The 15014-nt window shown below is 47.6% G+C and carries 13 protein-coding genes; 11 read left to right on the top strand and 2 right to left on the bottom strand.

What is annotated here, in order from left to right:
- The first annotated feature begins 293 nt into the window (after positions 1-293).
- From VLX91_16355 to rlmD, 4 genes are all read left to right on the top strand, one after another.
- Complete coding sequence (locus VLX91_16355; protein HUI31782.1) at positions 294-1769, top strand: glycine--tRNA ligase; 1476 nt, start codon at positions 294-296, stop codon at positions 1767-1769.
- An 8-nt stretch (positions 1770-1777) separates the two neighbouring features.
- On the top strand, positions 1778-2599 hold the full coding sequence (locus VLX91_16360) for a DUF2461 family protein (protein ID HUI31783.1): 822 nt from the start codon (positions 1778-1780) through the stop codon (positions 2597-2599).
- Positions 2600-2751: 152 nt separating this feature from the next.
- Positions 2752-4047 carry a DUF4147 domain-containing protein gene (locus tag VLX91_16365; protein HUI31784.1) on the top strand — a complete coding sequence of 432 codons (1296 nt, stop codon included), beginning with the start codon at positions 2752-2754 and terminating at the stop codon, positions 4045-4047.
- Positions 4044-5459, top strand: coding sequence for a 23S rRNA (uracil(1939)-C(5))-methyltransferase RlmD (gene rlmD, locus VLX91_16370; protein HUI31785.1), 1416 nt, complete (start codon positions 4044-4046; stop codon positions 5457-5459). The genes VLX91_16365 and rlmD overlap by 4 nt, the downstream gene beginning before the upstream one ends.
- A gap of 16 nt (positions 5460-5475) precedes the next feature.
- Here the strand turns inward: rlmD and VLX91_16375 are convergent, their stop codons facing one another.
- Together VLX91_16375 and VLX91_16380 are read right to left on the bottom strand one after the other, a co-directional pair.
- Positions 5476-6672: a glycosyltransferase family 9 protein gene (locus tag VLX91_16375; protein HUI31786.1), complete on the bottom strand. Its 1197-nt coding sequence runs from the start codon at positions 6670-6672 to the stop codon at positions 5476-5478.
- On the bottom strand, positions 6659-7744 hold the full coding sequence (locus tag VLX91_16380; GenBank protein ID HUI31787.1) for a glycosyltransferase family 9 protein: 1086 nt from the start codon (positions 7742-7744) through the stop codon (positions 6659-6661). Before VLX91_16380 ends, VLX91_16375 begins: the two co-directional genes overlap by 14 nt.
- Between VLX91_16380 and porQ the strand changes: the two genes are divergently transcribed.
- The 7 genes from porQ to VLX91_16415 all read left to right on the top strand — a co-directional run bounded on the left by porQ (position 7743) and on the right by VLX91_16415 (position 14925).
- Positions 7743-8741, top strand: a complete 999-nt coding sequence (gene porQ, locus VLX91_16385; protein ID HUI31788.1) for a type IX secretion system protein PorQ — start codon at positions 7743-7745, stop codon at positions 8739-8741. The two genes, VLX91_16380 and porQ, sit on opposite strands and share 2 nt — an antisense overlap.
- 83 nt (positions 8742-8824) lie before the next feature.
- Complete coding sequence (locus VLX91_16390; protein ID HUI31789.1) at positions 8825-9607, top strand: PASTA domain-containing protein; 783 nt, start codon at positions 8825-8827, stop codon at positions 9605-9607.
- Positions 9608-9609: 2 nt separating this feature from the next.
- Positions 9610-10269 carry a ribulose-phosphate 3-epimerase gene (gene rpe / locus VLX91_16395; GenBank protein ID HUI31790.1) on the top strand — a complete coding sequence of 220 codons (660 nt, stop codon included), beginning with the start codon at positions 9610-9612 and terminating at the stop codon, positions 10267-10269.
- Between the two features lie 89 nt (positions 10270-10358).
- The gene (locus tag VLX91_16400) at positions 10359-11720 is read left to right on the top strand and encodes an acyclic terpene utilization AtuA family protein (protein HUI31791.1); all 1362 of its coding nucleotides are present in this window, start codon (positions 10359-10361) and stop codon (positions 11718-11720) included.
- A 53-nt stretch (positions 11721-11773) separates the two neighbouring features.
- Complete coding sequence (locus VLX91_16405; protein ID HUI31792.1) at positions 11774-12109, top strand: hypothetical protein; 336 nt, start codon at positions 11774-11776, stop codon at positions 12107-12109.
- Positions 12110-12433: 324 nt separating this feature from the next.
- A complete protein-coding gene (locus VLX91_16410) occupies positions 12434-14098 on the top strand; it encodes a hypothetical protein (GenBank protein ID HUI31793.1) in 1665 nt (554 codons plus the stop codon).
- 11 nt (positions 14099-14109) lie between these two features.
- On the top strand, positions 14110-14925 hold the full coding sequence (locus tag VLX91_16415) for a hypothetical protein (protein HUI31794.1): 816 nt from the start codon (positions 14110-14112) through the stop codon (positions 14923-14925).
- Positions 14926-15014 lie beyond the last annotated feature (89 nt).

A 15014-nucleotide genomic window follows, 5' to 3' on the forward strand; every position in this document is an offset into this window, starting at 1 on the left:
TCCATGTTTAATTATCGTTCGATCTCGAAGATCCCAAAGGTTTCTTCGAGAAAGAAACGTTTTTGGTGCAATCTCGGGTATCACCCTACACTTGTTAATACTCTTAGCCGTTTCCCGACTGCGACATAAAATGCAAAATTTTACCTTTCAAAGTCAAGATGGAAAGGAAAGATTTTTTGTGAGGGGGTAGAATTCCAGCGTGATGCGGGTAAGTCATTGGTTTAACTAATCCGCCGCGTAATATTCCTTTATTTCCCGCTGTTTGATATATTGAATCAAAAAAGCGAACTGAAATGACACAGGCGTCGAAAACTGAGTTGACTCTTGACAAGATAGTATCACTTGCAAAAAGGAGAGGATTTGTTTTTCAATCGAGTGAAATATACGGCGGCCTGAACGGCTGCTGGGATTACGGTCCCCTTGGCGTGGAAATGCTGAACAATGTGAAGCAGCAATGGTGGAAGAACATGACCTACCGTGAAAATATCGAAGGCATTGATGCATCCATCCTTATGCATCCGCGTGTGTGGGAAGCTTCAGGACACGTCGAGAATTTTACCGATCCGATGGTCGATTGCAAACAGTGCAAAGCGAGATATCGTGTCGATGTTCTTTTTGATGACTTGTCGATCAAGAAAAAGAAGGAAGTATTGCGCGAGCTTGTTCCGCAGAAATTTGCAGGGCAACAGAAAGATGACGTAATAGAAGCGGAGTTTGCAGAAGCGGTTTCCACCGACCAGGAGGCAGCTGAAATCGCGGTGATGCTCCCGTGTCCTAATTGCGGAAATAAAGGGACATTCACTGAAGCCCGCAAGTTCAATCTCATGTTTAAAACTTTTGTCGGGCCTGTCGAGGATTCGTCGTCGGTAGTTTACCTGCGTCCTGAAACTGCACAGGGCATCTTCGTGAACTTTCAGAACGTGTTGACCGCATCGCGGCAGAAGCTTCCGTTCGGCATCGCGCAGATCGGGAAAGCATTTCGCAATGAAATAAATACCAAGAATTTTCTTTTTCGGACGCGCGAGTTCGAGCAGATGGAGATGCAGTTTTTCGTCAAGCCGGGAACGGATGATAAGTGGTTCGAATACTGGCGCGCAGAGCGAATGCAATGGTACATTGATCTCGGCATGAAGAAAGAGCAGCTGCAATGGCACCAGCATCCAAAGGACAAGCTGGCACACTATGCTAAGGACGCCTATGACATAGAATTTCTTTTCCCGTTCGGATGGGGCGAGATTGAAGGAATTCATAACAGGACCAATTACGATCTATCGCGGCACGAAGAATATTCCGGAAAGTCTATGAAGTATTTCGATGAAGAGACGAAGGACAAATATACCCCATTTGATATTGAAACATCGGCTGGTGCGAGCAGATCTTTCATGGCATTTCTCGTCGGTTCGTACCATGAGGAGGAGGCACCGACAGCGGAGGGCGGAACAGAGACTCGAGTCGTCCTCAAACTTCATCCGAAACTCGCTCCGATCAAAGCGGCTGTCTTTCCTCTGGTGAATCGCGAGGACATGCCGGAAATTGCGCGGAAGATCGAAAAGGATTTGCGCCCGCAGTTCCGGGTATTTTATGACGACAGCGGCGCAGTTGGTCGGCGATACCGGCGCCAGGATGAGACTGGAACCCCGTTTTGTGTGACGGTGGATTCCCAAACTCTGCAGGACCAGACGGTGACGATTCGAGACAGGGACTCGATGCAGCAGGAACGAATTGCTTCGGCACGGATTGCAGAATATTTGGCAGACAAGCTGAAGTAATGGAAGAAATGAAATCAAAGACACGGAAAAAGATTTCGCATCAAAAATCACACGCCAAAAGGAAACGTGTCGGGGCAGAAACGGATTCTTCCCAAACTAATGGAGGCGAATTCAAAGGCTTTTTTAAGGAGACATTTGAATTCCTGGGCGAATTATACACGCATAATTCCGTAACGTGGTTCAACAAACACAGAGAAGAGTACGAAAAATATTTGATGAACCCGGCACGTGCCTTCGTGACTTCAATTGGGCCCTTCATCAAGTTCATCAACCCCACATTTGATACTGAGCCGAAATTCAACAGGACACTTGTCCGCTTAAACAGGGACATGAGATTTGCCAAGAAACCTTATAAAGACTTTTTCTTGATACGGTTCGGGAAAGGGAAATGGGATTCAGAGTTGTTTCTTTATCTTGATAGAAACGGTATTGAGATTGGATCCTTTGTGAACAATGAAAAGAAAGACAGCCGCAGACTCTTTGAGGAGAATATTTCCGCTCACGTTTCCGCTTTTCTCGAGATTTGCAGGAAGTTTAAGATAGGCGTCGAGTTTTCCGCTTACGAGCTGCGAAGCGGTACGGAACCCATTGCGGAAAAATTCAACCCGAAACGCGACCACATAAAATTCAGAGGTATAGATTACCTTATCTTCGGGAAAGAATTAGGAAAGTCAGACCGCACAATTTATTCAAAGAGTCTTCTCGCGCTCGCAATGAAGATATACAACAGGCTATATCCTCTTTACATTTTTTCTGCATCGGGTGATCCTGCAGCGGAATGCGAGGAGTATTCAAATCGTGTGGGTCTTTTGAAAATATCGAGCACCTGAGAAAGTATTATTCCCATGAGCCGCGAAAGATCGCCAGTGGCTGCAGCAGATCGAACCTCACCGGTTAATAACTTAATTCCCGGGTCGACAGGCATGTGATCACCGATAAATATGGAGGGCTGCATGTTTTCGAAAACTCTACCGTCGGCCGATTGCTGCAAGAGATTGTAGACGGTTCAATTGAGGCAGTGAAGCCTTCGACTCTGTTTGAGCGGGGCTTTTACCTATACGGCAATAGACTTGACGCATTTGGTAAAGAGCTCGATCTGGATAGGTACAAAAACATAAAGTGCATTGCAATAGGAAAATCCGCCGAAGCCATGACGTATGAGATCGAGAAGAAACTTGGGAATAATGCCACCGGAATAATTGCATCACCGGTCGAGAAACATTTCGAAGTGAAAGGATTTCGATTCTTCAAGACGGGACATCCGTTTCCAGACAGGGAAAGTGTAGATGCCGCGGGAGAAATCATCAGCTCCGTTTCCTCGTGCGCCGAAAAAGACCTGCTGATTTTCTTGATATCCGGCGGCGGAAGCGCGGCGGCATTTCTTCCCGTAAGCGGGGTGAGTTTAAGTGAAGTAAATGAGACACTGAAACTCCTTTTCGATAACGGGTTTCCTATTGATAAAATAAATTTGGTGAGACGGCACCTTTCCCAAGTGGGGGGCGGAAAACTGGCGGCACTTTCGCCGGAGTCTGAAAAAATGTCCTTGATAATTTCAGATGTAATCGGAGATGATCTGCCGAGCATCGCGAGCGGACTGAGCATCGAGGATCCGACTACTCCAATCGACGCATTCGCTTTTCTTGAAGGAAGCGGCCTGATGGATAGAGTACCTAAATCGATCCCGCAAATTTTGTTGGAGACTGGCAAATCGTATTCGAAGGTTAATCTTAAAAACAATTATGTGAAAATAATCGCATCCAACGTCGATGCAATGAGCGCTGCGCAAAATGCCGGAATCAAGGAGGGCTTTAGTGCGCTCGTCTTGACTCGCTTCCTTGATTTGAACACGCAGAGCGCTGCCGATCTGCTGGTTTCAATCGCGCGTTCGATCGGGCTCGAAGGTAAGAGGGATCCTACACTTATACTTCTCGGAGGTGAGACAACCGTAAAGATCACCGGCTCGGGAACAGGAGGAAGAAACCAGCAACTTGTTCTCGAAGCCTTATATAAACTCGCTAAACTTCCAATCAAACTTGAGACGTTGGGCAATTTAATTGTTTTTTCCTTCGGTACGGATGGCAAGGATGGAAACAGCGATGCCGCCGGTGCATATGCTTCAGTTGATGTGCTGAAGAGAGTTGAAAATGGACCGGCGGTAGTCGAGAAATACATCTCGGAAAACGATTCATATTCATTCTTCGCAAAATATGGCGGCCTGATTATGACAGGTCCTACCGATACCAACGTCATGGATATAATGGGAATAATTGCGGAATGATTGCGATTGACGAAGTCGTTGAGCTGAAAATCGATTCTATCGCGCTTGAAGGAAAAGCGATAGCAAAAATAGATGGCTATGTCATATTTGTTTCCGGCGGCGTTCCCGGCGACATTGTGAAAGCAAAGGTCTTCAAGCGCAAGCGAGATTATGCAGAAGCAAAGGTGGTTGAAATAGTAAAGCCTTCCTCATTCCGCGCCGTACCACGGTGTCGTTACTTCGGAATCTGCGGCGGCTGCAAATGGCAAAATCTTGATTATGAAGAACAAATCCGATTTAAGCGTCAGCAAGTGATCGATGTGTTCGAAAGAATCGGCGGCCTTGAAATTGAAGTGGCGAAAACTATCGGTGCGGGCGAAGTATATGAATACCGTAACAAGCTCGAGCTTACGTTCTCCGATAATCCGTTCAGGATACTGGAGCATGATACGGGCGAGGTCGCTCTCGGTTTTCATTCGCCGGGAAGGTATGATAAGACGATAGATGTCGAACATTGCCACCTTGCGGACAAAAATGTCAATGATGTGATAAACTGGTTCCGCGACGCGATCGCGCCGGATTCTAAACTGAGACGTGAACTCGGTCTAACGATTTATAATTCCGAGAAACATTCCGGGTTGCTCAGGTTTTTGACCGTAAGAAAATCATTTGCAACAGAAGAATTGATGGTTAGCCTGACCGTGTTGGAGGAAAATGGTATCATTGACGGACTTGCTTCGAGACTGCACGACGAGTTGCGGTTCGTCTCGACGTTTGCTTCGATTGTCAATTCGACTCGCGCGCAGATTGCTTCGGGGAGAATATGGAAGACGCATTTCGGAAGCGGTTACATCACCGACAAGATTGGGAATTATTCTTTCAGAATTTCTCCGCTTTCATTTTTTCAGACAAATACCCGTCAGGCTGAGGAACTCTACAAAGTTGTCAAAACGAATTTGAATGAGAATATGAGAATAATCTTCGATCTTTACAGTGGGACGGGAAGCATATCCTTGTATTTATCTGCGCTTGCGGAAGAAATCTGTGGATTTGAGCTCGTTGAATCAGCGGTGAGAGATGCGAACGAAAATGCAGACTTAAACGGAGTCAGAAACGTCAAGTTTATTCAAACAGACCTGCTCGATCTCTTCAAAGGAAGAGATATTCTAGAAAACTTCTCGAGGCAATCTCTTCCGATGCCCGGGATAATTGTTTTGGACCCGCCGCGAAGCGGACTGCATCCGAAAATAGCGGCGAATATTCATCTGCTCGGTGCGAAGAAAATTATCTACGTCAGTTGCAACCCGGCAACGCAGGCGAGAGATGCAAAAGAAATTGTCTCAAAGGGATATAAACCGGTAAGGTCACAGCCTGTCGACATGTTTCCCCAGACACACCATATTGAAAATGTTCTGACACTGCAAAAGGCTTAATACCTTTGCGGGAGGATTAGTTGGCTCGGACTTTCTCTGCTTTACGTCCGCCTTTTTCATCTCTGATTTTTTCCGCATAGTGAATCGCGGCTGAGTGGATCTTCTCCAGATCGATCATCTTGATGCACTCCAGGTCATAAGGACAGACCTTTTTCCAACAGGGTGAGCAGAAGAGCCCCTGAGGAATAAACTTTTCGCCGCGATCGTAGAGATCGATTTCAGTCCAGCAGCTCAATCCAAACCACACCAGGACATGTTTTCTAAGTGCAATCGCCAGATGCATCCCGTAACTGTCGCCGGTGATGACCACGTCTGAGGCATTTTCATAGACGATTCCCTTGCGAAGCCCTTCCGTCGTCGGCGTATTGAACAAGCGCGTCTTCAGCTCGGGATTGCGTTCGGTCGCCATGGAATAAATTTGCCTGTTGCGTTCCGTATCCTCGCGCCCGCCGAGGAGCAGCATTTTGATCCCCCCATCTTCGGAGAACATTTCTATCAACTGCAGATGCTGTGCGATGGTCATCTTCTTGTTCGGATAAAGGTCCGAACAGCCAGTATTGAAACCGACTACGACGTCGTGTTCATGTATACCTTTTGACCGTTTGTACCATGATGTCAGTTCCGTTTCTTCATCAGTCAACTTCAGAACGTATTCGTCGCGGGCGTAAGGAAGCCGAAACGTCTCAGCGAGAATATCCTGACCCGTTTGCTGGTTGACTCTGAATTTTTCATAATCGTCTACTCCTAACAGATAGTTGTAGCTCGCTTCTTTGTTGAGCGGTATGATTTGCCCGTTCTCATTTAATCCGAATCCCAATTTCTTTTTCGCGTCCAGTCTCATCGTCAGGGCCGCTGACTTCCGCGACTTATCGGCATTAAATACGAGGTCGAATCTCATCTGCTCCAGTATGAGCCAATTCTCCGCGTCCCAGACGAATACATCATCGATATATGGATTCTCGTGAAGAAGAGGAGCGGCCGACTTCAGAGTGATCCAGCCAATGTAGCTGTCCGGATATTTTCTTTTTATCGGCGCGAGCTGCGCTGTTGTCATCAGCACATCGCCCATCGCATCCAGATTGACGATCAGGATTTTTGTCCCGAACGGTTTATCGGGATTCGCGCATTCGTCGTAACAATTCTTGTACGGAAAGCATGGCTTGTAACCTGTAAACCTCCTGCAATCGGGGATATTGAATTCAAATACTTTCATCTAGTTTCCTCTCCTTAGAAAACCGGGGCGTGCTTTCCGCCGGCTTACCGCGCCTAATTTTTGAAATCAGGCATGTTAATTTCTCATAGACGATTTCGGCATCAAGCTCTTTCATGCACGGGTTTCCTATCGGGCATTTTGTTAAGTTGCATTCGAGACAGTCGAGCTTTTCATTCCTTGCGATTTCGGAAATGTTTCCGTAAGGTCCCTGCGAGCGCGGGTTGGTGGGCCCGAAAATCGCAAGCGTCGGAATATCTAAAGCTGCAGCTATGTGCATCGGGCCGGAATCGTTCGTGATTAAAAGGAGCGATTCGTCCATTATAGCCCCCATCTCGTGAAGCGAAGTCTCCGGGGCAAGGATGGAATTTGAGGACGAGGAAATGTCCTCTGCCTCAACCTTCTCCGACGGTCCGTAGAGTATAACCACATCAAGATTCAGTCTGTCATGGATCATGAGGCAAAGGTCGATGAATTGGTCAGCCTTCCACCTTTTGATTTCCCAGCCGCCGCCGATATTTATCGTGACGAAGGTTCCATGATGAAGGTCATGCTCTTCAAGAAATTTATTCCCAAAAAGCTTTGATGTTTCATCAAGATAAAATAAAGGCTGGGACTGTTGGATCGGGATTCCGATTTGCCGAAGCGCGTCCAAATTGAACTCGACATTATGGTGCTCGCCGCTCCTTGAAGGCACGAGAATATTATAAGCAAACCTCCTCCACTTGAAAGGGTAGCCAATCCTGAACTTCGCACCGCTGCACAAGGTGATTATTGCCGTGCGGGGGTTTGCGAAAAGATCTATGATCAGATCGTAATTATTTTTTCTGACCCGCAAAATTATTGACACCGAAGATTGCGTTTGCGCGTTGAAGGAAACAACCTGGTCTATGAATGGATTACCGTTCAAGACGGATGCAGCAAAGCTCTCGACCAGAAAGTCGATATGAGCCGCGGGGAATTCCCATCTCAGGTTTGGCAGTACGGCAGTGGAAAGAAGCACATCGCCTATCGCCCGTGGCTTAATGATAAGTATTCTTTTTATTTTTGATCTGTCGATATCAGATTCTTTCATGGGTTGCGCACAAAATATAATCAATAAAGGTGGTCTTGAAAAATACGACAACCGCGGCTACATTTATGCAATGAAAATTTTGTTGTTTTCGGTTGTTTTATTAATGGCAAGTTCCGCTTTCTCTCAGTCGGCCTACGATTTTCTTAACATCGATGTCAGTGCCCGAGAAGCGTCTCTGGCGGGAAGCGCGATGTCGCGAACGGATGATCCAACCGGATTCTATTATAATCCCGCGGTTTCTGTCGGAGCAAAAGACCGAGCAGTAACCTTCGGTTTTCTTAAACATGTCCTCGATATCAATGCGGGATATCTTTTCTCGACGTTCCAGCTTCAAGACGAGGGATATTTCGGAGTCGGCATCAGCTACATCAATTACGGCAGCTTTACTTACCTGGACAACGACGACAACGCATTCGGAAACTTCAGTGCCGGCGATGTCGCCTTGACATTGAATTATTCAAATTATCTCGCGAACAATTTCAGCTACGGATTTAACATAAGGGGTATCTATTCTTCGATAGCATCGTATTCTTCTTCGGCAGCGGCGTTTGATGCAGGCCTGTATTATGATTTCCCTGAGAATCTTTTTGGGATTGGCTTTTCAATCGTCAACGTCGGCACCCAAGTCACAAAATATCGGAGTACGCAGGAGACATTGCCTTTTGACATGCGGCTAGGTGTGTCAAAACAGCTTGAGCATTTACCCCTCGTTTTGAATTTGGCTTTCCAACATCTCGGCGATCCGAACCTGAGTGCGACGGACAAACTTCGCTCGTTCGTCATCGGAGGCGAGTTTTTGCTCTCTGAAAATTTCCACGCGCGGATCGGCTACAATAATCTTGAGCATCAGCAAATGAAGATCGGACTTACTTCAGGCATCGAGGGACTTTCTTTCGGCGTCGGATTGAATATCATGGGGTACGGTTTTGATTATGCGTATTCTTCGTGGGGAAAAATCGGCGGGCTGCACAGAGTGAATGTGACAACATCGTTTTAGAAACGCACAGACCATCCGAGAAAATTGTTCTTGACGATATTCTTGAAAATCATTTCCAGATAAGATAGATTCATATCACAAAGATGAACAGTCGAGCTCGTTTTTTGCTGAGAATATTATGGTCGAACCTTGCCAAGAAGTTCTACATTTTTCTTGTCATTTTTATGGCGCTGTTTTCATTGATGAACTGGTACATAATGCCATGGTACGTCAACGATGGAGGAACCGTAACGGTTCCGGATGTTGCCGGTTTGAATGAGGTGGAAGCGAGACATGCGCTCGATACTCTGGGGCTGCAATTCCAGCTTGGCGGAACAAAGGAGAGCAAGCTTCCCCCAAATACAGTATTATCACAGAATCCGGAGGCGGGCTCCGTAGTAAAACACGGGAGGCGCGTCTACCTGGTGTTGAGCGGCGGAGTGGAGAGGTCTTCAATCCCTGATTTGCAGGGGCATACACAGCGCGAGGCACAATTCATGCTCGAGAGGGCCGGGTTTAGATTGGGAAGCGTGACTTCTGATTCGTCAAGCGCGTTTCCTCAAAATGTAGTAATGTCGCAGTCGATTCCGCCGAACACCATGGCCGTTTCCGGCACAATGGTGGCAATAATAGTTTCAAGCGGGCCTCCGGTAGCCGGCCAAGTTGCCATACCGGATTTGGTGGGAAGGCCGTTGTCGGAAGCTCAGAAAATTATTTCTAATTCCGGTTTCATCCTCGGGAAGATTACTTTTCAGCCGAGCACGAAGTTGGTACCTAACACTGTGCTTGAACAGTATCCCCGCTCGAACGAACCCGCGGCCAGAGGAACTCATATTGATTTGTTCGTCTCATCCATTGCAAGCCAGAAACAAGTCAAGGAGAATTGACATTGGGAACGAACTCGACAAAAGTTGCACCCTCGATTCTCGCCGCCGATTTCACGAAACTCGGAGAGCAGATTCGTCTTGCTGAAAAAGGCGGGGCGGACTGGATTCACATTGATGTAATGGACGGCCACTTCGTTCCAAATTTGACTTTCGGACCGATGATCGTTTCGACCGTAAACCAGCTTACGGACAAAACCCTCGATGTGCACTTGATGATTGAGAATCCTGATTTCTTTCTGGAGGATTTCGTAAAGGCCGGGGCTGACCGGCTCGTCGTCCACTATGAAGCTGTCGTTCACTTAAACAACATCATCAACAGGATAAAGAAGCTTGGAGCAAAAGCGGGAGTTGCAATCAACCCTTCGACGCCAATTGATGTCCTGAAGGAGATCATCAGCGATGCCGATCAGATCCTTGTGATGTCGGTGAATCCGGGGTTTGGAGGGCAGAGGTTTATAGAGAGTTCATATCGAAGATTATCGGAAGTCAAGGCTCTTGTGCCGAAGGGGAAGGAAGTTTATATCGAAGTCGACGGTGGAGTTGCTCCGGAGAATGCTTCGCAGCTCGTGAGGGCGGGGGCAAACGTACTGATCGCGGGTACATCAGTCTTCAAATCAGAAGATATTCCGGGCGCAGTAAGAAAACTAAAAGCGGCTCAGTAAAACTTTTGTGGCCGCTTTGCCGCGGCATTGGTCGAAACATTCCAAGTCCATCGCAAAGTTGGCTAAGCTCAATCGGAGATTCCACTTCCATGAAGGAACACATCAGGATCGCTTCGGGGCAGGGTTATTGGGGTGACCTCCCGCAGGCGCCTTATTGGCAGGTCAGCAAAGGTCCGATCGATTATCTCGTAATGGACTACCTTGCCGAGGTAACCATGTCCATTTTGCAGAAACAAAAGTCGCGCGATCCAAAGCTCGGATACGCAAAGGATCTGCTCACGACCATGGAGCAAATACTCCCGATAGTCATTGAGAAAAATATAAAAATCATAACAAACGGTGGAGGGGTGAATCCGCGATCGTGTCGTGATGCTATTTATGAAATTGCGAAGAAATGCGGCGCAAAAGGGTTGAAGATAGGCATCGTCCACGGAGATGATATATATGACCGAATCGACGACCTGCTGAACTCCGGGACAGACTTGAAAAATATGGATACGGGCGAGACTCTGCGAAGTGTTCGCGAACATCTGCGAAGCGCCAATGTTTACTTCGGTGCATTTCCCATCGCACAGGCATTGAAGGAAGGAGCGCAGATTGTTCTGACCGGCAGGACCACCGATACCGGCCTGTCGCTTGCGCCGATGATCTACGAGTTCGGGTGGAACGAAACCGCTTATGATAAGCTTGCGGCGGGAATCGTCGCCGGCCATATTCTGGAATGCGGAGGCCAATCTTCGGGCGGAAATTTCTTGAAAGATTGGAAAAGGGTTCCGGATCTTGCAAACATTGGATTTCCTATTGCTGAAGCTTCTCCGGATGGGACTTTTTACATTACGAAGCATGATGCTACAGGCGGCATGGTGTCCGTTGACACTGTCAAGGAACAACTGATTTATGAGATCGGCGACCCGAAAGAGTATATCACACCGGAAGTTGTGGCGGATTTTACGACGATCAATCTGGAACAGGCAGGACAAAACCGAGTAAAAGTGTTTGGCATTAAAGGTAAGGCGCCAACGGATTTCTACAAGGTTTCGATGTCGTACCTGGATGGTTATTACGCTGTCGGAACATTAACTTACGGCTGGCCCGAAGCATTGGAAAAGGCGCAGCTCGCTGACAAGATCATAAGGCAGCGGCTGAAAGATTTGGGATTCGACTATGATGAGTTCAATACCGAATTCCTGGGGTACGATTCGTGCCATGGCCCGCTGAGTCCGAGACCGGTTGATATCAATGAAATAGTCTTGCGAGTCGCAGTCAGGAGCAAGGATGAAGACGCCGTCGATGCGTTTGGAAGACAGCTTGTCCCGCTTGTGCTGACAGGTCCGCCGACAGTCACAGGTTTCGGGAGCGGTCGTCCGAAGCCGCAGGAAGTTATTGCGTACTGGCCGTCGCTGATAAAAAAATCTCTGGTGAATCCTGTGGTGGAAGTCGTTGAGTTGTAAGATTCCAATTTTGAATTGTCGAATGAAGATTTAGGATTTAAAATTCGGTATTTATGAAAAGGGTTCAATTGCTGAAGCTGGCTCACGCCCGAAGCGGCGACAAAGGCGATGCTTCGAACATCGGTCTAATAGCACGCAGGCCGGAATACTACCCGATTCTCAAGGAAAAAGTGACCGCCGAAGTCGTTAGAAGACATTTCGCAGGAATCTGTAAGGGGGAAGTGGATCGTTTTGAACTGCCGAACCTGCATGCGTTGAATTTTCTGCTGCACGAGGCCCTTGGTGGCGGCGGCACAGTGTCGCTCAGAAACGACGCTCAGGGAAAGACATTGAGCACGGCGCTATTGAGACTTGAGATCGAAGTGCCGGACGATTTTCCTCTAGATTAGACTTCGTTTGAGTGCCACTTGTATTTCGCAAGAAGTGGAAGTGTGTCGTAATCCCTGCTGAAATTCTTATCTCTATCCCTATGGCCCACAAACCTCCATGAGAACTTATCAGAATGCACGTTTGTTACTTCCTTTGGTGTCAAGTCGCTGGCGAATCATCTCATATCACATGAGTCCGATTAGTCGTTGATGTATTCGGCGGCTCGCACAAACGGTTCCTCCTGACAACGAATAGACAACAAGTCTTCTTTTTGCTCGTTCCGGGAATTGAGAATCAACCCTTATTTGGAAGATAAGACCAGAACAAATCTTAGGATCATGGACATGAACCACGACGACATTTCATCTCTCCTTGCTACATGTGAGGATGCGGGCCTCGCTCCGAAATATGTGGTCAACCCGGATACTTACCGTGAGTCAAATACATCCATTTTCAAGCAGTCTTTTCCATTGCGAACTCCTCCTGTAGAATACAACGCCGGTGCGAGAGACATCTTCGTCGTCAGCGATCTTCACATAGCTGCCGGAAGAAATTCGGAAGGCGTATATCGTGGAACGGAAAATTTCTTTGCGGACGATTCGTTTGGCAGATTTCTCGATCAGGCGCATGAGGCCGCGAAAGGAAATGGGGCCGTGCTGATAATCAACGGAGATATTTTCGATTTTCTCCGTGTAACCGAATACCCGGGAAAGATCAGAAAGTTGCGATTCAGCAACATGATCAAACGTTTTGTCAAGGGTGACTCGCCGGGAAGCCAAACAATGCCGATGAAAACAGATGTGACTTTTGCCGACTGGCAGTCGGAACTGATGAAGCTTGGGGTCATGAAGAGCATAGAGGAACTGGAGCTCAGCATTTCGAGACGAGAAAAAAAATATGGTCTCGGGACAGAAGCTTTCAAGACGGTGTATAAGCTTCGATCAATCAGACTTGGACACCCCGTCTTTTTCGATGAGCTGGCAAAGTGGATGGAAGCGGGACACAAAATGATTATTGTGAAGGGAAACCATGACGTCGAAATCTACTGGCCGATGACACGGAATTACATACGACTCATGCTTGCGGAAGATATTGCCCGGCGCGGAAAAAATCAGAATATTTTCAAGATACTGGCCGATATAGTTCTGCCAAATGTCACCTTCGTAGACGACTCGATTCTGATCGATAACGAATTTTACGTCGAGCACGGACACCGCTACGACAAGTTCACCACGGTGCTGGGCAGTCCCGTGCTCGAGAAGACTCCGAACGAGATCAACATTCCCTTCGGTTCATTTTTCAATAGGTACCTCATCAACCGCGTAGAATTATATTTTCCTTTCCTGGACAAAGTGCGGCCGGCAGGGAATGTTCTGCCGATACTCATGAGAGAGAATTTTCCGCTTGCAATGAAAGTCCTGTTCCAGCATATACCGCTTCTCATCAGGATATTGTTCACCAACTGGCGCTATGTTTGGTTCACTTACCGCTCGGTGCTTCTGGTCGTGCTTATGCTGTTGGCTCCCTTTCTCGTTGCTTTTAACATTGAACCAACGCTCTTCACTCGGCTGCAACAGGATATTTCATCCATCGGAAGTCTGCAAGGAATAGCCAAGATGATTGTCGACCAGGCTGAGAATGTCGGTTTACTCTTTCTGTCGTATGTGCTTTCCCGGCTGGTCGGCTGGTTTCAAATAAGCGAGCCATCGACACTTGAAAAGTTCGCCCGCATGAGATTCTCGGGGACCTCGTACAGGATCATGACCATGGGACACACCCACAATCCAGGTTCATGCCTTATCGATGAGAAGTGCTTGTTCTATAATACCGGGACGTGGATTCCAGTAATCGAAAACTCCACCGCTTCTGTCCGGGAGGACAAGACATTTACTTTTTTGCACCTCATAAGAAATAACGATAACCGGCTAGTCCCTGCGGGCGGAGTTCTTCAAAGATGGGACGACGAAGCCGGACGGGTCGAACCTCAACTGCTGATAGAAAGCAAATAGAAAGTAAAGCCATGATTAAGATGCTCAAACTATTCTGTGCCGTTTCGGCTGTGTTCATCGCAGCCGGCTGTGGTTCATTCTTCAGCGGAGCCGGCGAGGATTTGGGCAGTGGTGCGATGAAACCTGTGAACACATACGCCGACTCGATAGGCTATAATCTTGTGAAGGGTGCAAGGACCAGCCTTGGAGATCCCAGAACCACACAAGTGATCGATTCGTTATTGAGCAATATCATTGACAGCACAAACGCACAGCTGCGGATACTGAGAGATTCTCTGTTAGGAGTACAAACAGATCAGAGAGTTGCAGCCCTGCGGGAGACGCTTCTTGGCAGGGTGACCAGAGAAGATCTGGTGGAGTTGAGAAATTCTGTCCTCGACAAAAACCTGCAGAACTATATTTCCGAGATTCTAAACAAATTTGACAATTCCGTCGGCGAGGCAGGAGGCAGCCTGAGAGACTCACTGCTCGGCACAAAGTCGAACTCGCTGGTGAAAGCAATCATCGACACGGCAATGAACGATCTTCAGGCGCGCCTTACGTACGAAGTGTACCCGGAAATGAGAGCGAACCTGAGTTTCGTCGAACGAAATGCAACGTGGGTGATAATTCTCATCGGAGCGATAGCTCTCATTATCATTGGTTTTATCTGGCGCCAGAAGGACAAATATCTGCGGATGGCAAAAATGCTTACCTACCACATCTCAGAGCTTCCCGACGAAGCATTAAGAGAATCGCTGAAGACAAGCATTTCCCGCAACGCCAAGATGGTCGGGATCGAAGGTGATCTCCGAGACCTGCTGATGAAACAGGGGCTCCTCGGATAGCTGCACCGACAAATGTTCTCTGAGTAATACGGATGGTGTTTACCGCGCGATTGATATGGGAACTTTGTACACATACCGCCTGTTGTTTG

This window comes from Candidatus Acidiferrales bacterium (assembly GCA_035515795.1).
Lineage (GTDB): Bacteria > Bacteroidota > Ignavibacteria > Kryptoniales > JAKASW01 > JAKASW01.